Origin of the sequence: Burkholderia sp. LMG 13014, from assembly GCF_905232215.1 — a bacterium.
In the GTDB taxonomy this organism is placed as follows: domain Bacteria; phylum Pseudomonadota; class Gammaproteobacteria; order Burkholderiales; family Burkholderiaceae; genus Burkholderia.
In genome coordinates, this window is the sequence record NZ_CAJNKE010000558.1 from 1 (window position 1) to 3,827 (window position 3,827).

The window sequence follows — 3,827 nt, forward strand, 5'->3', positions numbered from 1 at the left end:
CCCGGACATGCATCTCTATCGTGCCTTTCTCGATTACGTGATGCATCACACGCAAATCAACGGCGATTTCTACACAAAGTCCGGTATCGAGATGGCCGTCGCGGGCGTCGTCACCCGCGTGGAGGAGGTGCATGGGTAGCCTTGCTCAACCACGCCATGTCGTGATCACGGGCGCAAGCGCCGGTATTGGCCGCGCGCTTGCGCTGGCTTATGCTCGGCCGGGTGTCGTGCTCGGCCTCGTCGGCCGCGATATCGAGCGGCTCGACGCAAGTGCCTCGGAATGCCGTACACGTGGCGCGGTCGTTATTACCGGGCAGTTTGACGTGCGCGATGCCGACAGCGCAAAAGCGTGGCTTGACGGCTTCGACGAGGCCCATCCGATTGATCTGCTGATCGCGAATGCGGGTGTGGCGAGTACGCTGGCCACGACGAACGACTGGGAGGGGCTGGAGCGCACGGCGCGGGTGGTCGACACGAATTTTTATGGCGCCCTGCACGCCGTGCTGCCTGTCGTCGACCGGATGCGCGGGCGACAGCGGGGCCATGTCGTCATGGTCGCGTCGCTGGCCGCGCTGCGCGGGATGGCGATCTCGCCGGCTTATTGTGCGAGCAAGTCGGCGATCAAGGCGTATGCCGATTCCGTCAGACCCTTGCTCAAGCGCAATGGCATCCGGATGTCGGTGGTCTTGCCCGGATTCGTTGAAACGTCCATGAGCGACGTATTTCCCGGCGACAAGCCATTTCTCTGGACAGCGAACAAGGCAGCGTCATATATCCGTCGCAAACTCGAAGCCGGACGCCCCGAAGTTGCGTTTCCCGGTCTGCTGGCGTTCGGAATGCGCTTGTTGCCGCTGTTGCCGCCGTCACTCGCGGACGCCATTCTCGACAAGCTGTCTTATTTTCCCAGGGAGGGAGACGCCAAGTGACCGCGATGCCCTGGCTGACATGTATTGCCGCCGCTGTCCTGTCGTTCGCGCCCGATCGCATCGCAGTGCCCCGTTTCCCGCAGCGTCGTTCGCTTGCCGGGGCATTCGTCCGCGCGCTCGCAGTTCTGTTCATCGCGTCGCTGCTCCTGTTCGTCACCGCTCGTCCGATTTTTTCCGCGTTCGTCGCGATCGCACTCGTTGGCTTGGTCGAGATAGTCAGCAACGCGAAATACGAATCCTTGCGCGAACCCTTCGTCTTTACCGATCTTAGCCTGTTCAGCCAGTTGTTTTCGCACCCGCGACTCTACTTGCCGTTCCTGAGTCTCGACAAGGTGATTGCGATCGTGGCGGGCGTGCTGATTGTGCTGATTGGTTACCTGTCCGAGCCCGCTATCTCTCCACGCCCATGGCTGGCTTTCGCGATCGTCCCGACGGTCACATTTTTACTGTGCCGAGGGCTTGCCGCCCGCCTGCCGCTGACGCTGGATCCGATAGCCGATCAGCAGCGCCACGGCTTTTTTGCGGTGTTCGTGGCCTATCTGCTCAATGGTTTGCGTCCCACGACGTTCGACTCGTTCGCGCGTGCCAACGAATCCAGTCCGTTTGCGACCGGCGAGCCGGCGAGGCGTCCCGACGTCATCGTGATCCAGAGCGAGTCGTACTTTGACGTGCGCCATGTCAGCGGGGCGGTGGAGTCGGCGGTGTACACGCGCTTTGATGAGGCGCGGCGCGAGTCGGTGTGCCACGGCAAGTTGACCGTACCAGCCTGGGGGGCAAACACGATGCGCACCGAATTCGCGGTGTTGACGGGCGTGCCCCAGGCGGCGTTAGGGTATGCGCGTTTCTATCCTTACACTTTCGTGCGCGGTGTCTGCGCATCGCTTGCCCGCTGGTTCGGGCGCGGAGATTACGAAACGCTTGCGATTCATCCCTACTATGCGGATTTCTTCGGGCGTAATCGCGTATTCCCCTTGCTTGGATTCGAGCAATTCCTCGATATCGAACATTTTGCGGCGGCGTCGCGCTCCGGGCCGTACGTGTCCGATGACGCCGTGACGGATGCGATTATCGCCGCGCTCGATGCGCCTCGTGGCCGCCCGCGCTTCATTTTCTCGATGACGATGGAGAACCACGGCCCACTGCATCTGGAGCAGGTATTACCCGGAGAATCGTGTTCAAGGCATACTCTCGGCGAAGATGCTTCCTGGCAAGACCTTACAGCATACTTGCGGCACATTGAGAATGCGGACGCAATGATCGGGCGACTGCTCGATCATTTGCGTACCAGCAATCGTGAAACGGTCGTTTGTTTCTACGGCGATCACGTTCCCGCGCTGCCTCATGTTTTTCATAAACTGGACGTTAATCCGCAACACAGCGATTATTTCATCTGGCGGAATTACGGCGCAGTTGCTCCCGAATGCCGAAATTTGCCGGCGGAGGAGTTAGGGGCGGTATTGCTGCACGTGACACAAGACGACGGAAATCGTACGGAAGAACCGTGCGCATCCGAGAAAGCGACATAAGAGATGAACAGTAAGATTGCAATAATTGGGATAGCGTGTCGATTTCCCGGGGGGGCAAACAACCCCGGCGACTTCTGGCAACTGCTGCGCGACGAACGCGACGCAGTGACCGAAATCCCGGCCGACCGGTTCGGCACCGATTTCTACCAGCACCCGTCCAAGCGCGAACCGGGCAAGAGCTACACGTTCTCGGCCGGCGTGCTCGACAACGTCGCCGGCTTCGATGCCGCGTTCTTCGGCATTTCCCCGCGCGAAGCGGCCCAGATGGATCCCCAGCAGCGCCTGCTGCTCGAACTCGCATGGGAAGCGTTCGAGGACGCGGGCGTGCGCCCGGCCGACATGCGCGGCAGTAACTGCGGCGTGTTCGTCGGTGCCGCCAGCATGGATTACGGCAACCGCAACATGGACGATCTGAACGTGATCGATCCGTATTCGGCGACCGGCAATACGCTGAGCATCGCGTCGAACCGCGTGTCCTACCTGTTCGACCTGCGCGGCCCGAGCATGTCCGTCGATACGGCCTGTTCGTCGTCGCTCGTCGCGCTCCACCAGGCCGTCAAGGCGCTGCAGTCCGGCGAAGCCGACGTGGCGCTCGCGGGCGGCGTCAACCTGCTGCTGCACCCGTTCGGCTTCGTCAGCTTCTCCAAGGCGTCGATGCTGTCGCCGCGCGGTCGTTGCCGCGCGTTCGATGCGACCGGCGACGGCTATGTCCGCTCGGAAGGCGGCGCGTTCGTGCTGCTCAAGCCGCTCGATCGCGCGCTCGCCGACGGCGACACGATCCATGCGGTGATCGCCGGCTCCGGCGTGAACTCGGTCGGCCATTCGCCGGGCGGCATCAGCGTGCCGGGCGCGGCCTCACAGGCGTCGCTGCTGCGCAGCGTGTACGCGCGCGCGGGCATCGATCCGCAGTCGCTGGCGTATCTCGAGGCGCATGGCACCGGCACGGCGGTCGGCGACCCGATCGAGGCGCGTGCGCTGATCGACGTCGTGTCGGGCGAGCGCCCGGCGGATCGACCGCTGCTCATCGGGTCGGTCAAGACCAACATCGGCCATCTCGAGACCGCATCCGGCATGGCCGGGCTGCTGAAGGCCGTGCTGTGCCTGAAGCATCGCGCGGTACCGCGCTCGCTGCATTTCGTCACGCCTAATCCCGGCATCGATTTCGACGGCGGGCGTCTGCGCGTCGTCGATCGCTACATGTCGCTCGACGCGGGCGACGCGCCACTGACGGTGGGCGTCAACTCGTTCGGCTTCGGTGGAACGAACGCACACGTCGTACTGACCGAGGCGCCGGCTGCAAACGACGCGTCGACAGCGGCATCCGAGCCGATTCACGCGCAGCTATCTCCGCTCGTCCTGACCGCCCGCAGCGCGA

The 3,827-nt window shown here is 62.9% G+C and carries 3 protein-coding genes and 1 pseudogene; all 4 read left to right on the top strand.

Translation table 11 applies throughout. The annotated features are described in order from the left end of the window. Window positions 1-139 (top strand): annotated as a pseudogene (locus JYJ84_RS30790) (capsular biosynthesis protein); the annotation flags it as partial. Further along, window positions 132-926: an SDR family oxidoreductase gene (locus JYJ84_RS30795; RefSeq protein ID WP_175222334.1), complete on the top strand. Its 795-nt coding sequence runs from the start codon at window positions 132-134 to the stop codon at window positions 924-926. The pseudogene JYJ84_RS30790 and the gene JYJ84_RS30795, both read left to right, overlap by 8 nt. A gap of 5 nt (window positions 927-931) precedes the next feature. Further along, complete coding sequence (locus JYJ84_RS30800; protein WP_205185568.1) at window positions 932-2,452, top strand: LTA synthase family protein; 1,521 nt, start codon at window positions 932-934, stop codon at window positions 2,450-2,452. A 3-nt stretch (window positions 2,453-2,455) separates the two neighbouring features. Further along, window positions 2,456-3,827: type I polyketide synthase (locus tag JYJ84_RS30805; RefSeq protein WP_205189895.1), on the top strand; the 1,372-nt coding region annotated here is incomplete at its 3' end.

Bases quoted from the DNA above. Each gene is read 5' to 3' on its own strand.
- JYJ84_RS30800 (WP_205185568.1), top strand. From the start codon at position 932: ATGCCCTGGCTGACATGTATTGCCGCCGCTGTCCTGTCGTTCGCGCCC.
- JYJ84_RS30795 (WP_175222334.1), top strand. From the start codon at position 132: ATGGGTAGCCTTGCTCAACCACGCCATGTCGTGATCACGGGCGCAAGC.